This is a genomic window from Streptomyces sp. SID1328 (assembly GCF_009865595.1).
Lineage (GTDB): Bacteria > Actinomycetota > Actinomycetes > Streptomycetales > Streptomycetaceae > Streptomyces > Streptomyces griseoluteus.
On sequence record NZ_WWKH01000651.1, the window covers coordinates 1 to 736 of the forward strand.

The 736-nt window shown below is 69.3% G+C and carries 1 protein-coding gene; it reads right to left on the reverse strand.

Annotation, left to right across the window (positions count from 1 at the left end; translation table 11 throughout):
* Positions 1-736 (reverse strand): aldehyde dehydrogenase family protein (locus GT030_RS21015; RefSeq protein ID WP_161202430.1); only part of this gene is annotated, 736 nt, incomplete at both ends.

Sequence of the window (736 nt, forward strand, 5' to 3'; positions counted from 1 at the left end):
TGGTCCACACCGAGGAGGCCAGCGCGTAGTCGACGCCGTTGGCGTACCGCACGGCCTGGGCCTCGTCCGTGAAGGACTGGACGGTGATGACCGGGCCGAAGACCTCGTTCTGGATGATCTCGTCGTCCTGCCGGAGGCCGGAGACCACGGTCGGGGCGTAGAAGTAGCCCTGCTCGCCGACCCGGTGGCCGCCCGCCTCGATCCTGGCATGCTCGGGGAGGCGCTCGATGAACCCGCTGACCTGGGCGAGCTGGCCCGCGTTGTTCAGCGGTCCGTACAGCACGTCCTCGTCATCCGGCGACCCGGTCCTGGTGTCGGCCGCGGCTTTGGCGAGGGCGGCGACGAACTCGTCGTGGACCGACTCGTGGACCAGGACGCGGGTCGCGGCCGTGCAGTCCTGCCCGGCGTTGAAGAAGCCGCCGATCACCAGGTCCTCGACCGCCTTCGCCAGATCCGCGTCTTCGAAGATCACCGCCGGGGCCTTGCCTCCGAGCTCCAGGTGGACCCGCTTGACGTCCTTGGCCGCGCTCTGGGCGACCTGGATGCCGGCGCGTACAGAACCGGTGATGGACGCCATCGCGGGGGTCGGGTGCTCCACCATCAGACGGCCGGTCTCACGGTCACCGCAGACCACGTTGAAGAGTCCGCGGGGCAGCGACAGCTCCTCCAGGACACCGCCGATGATCTCGGCGATCAGAACCGTGGAGGCCGGGGTGGTGTCCGAGGGCTTGAGGAC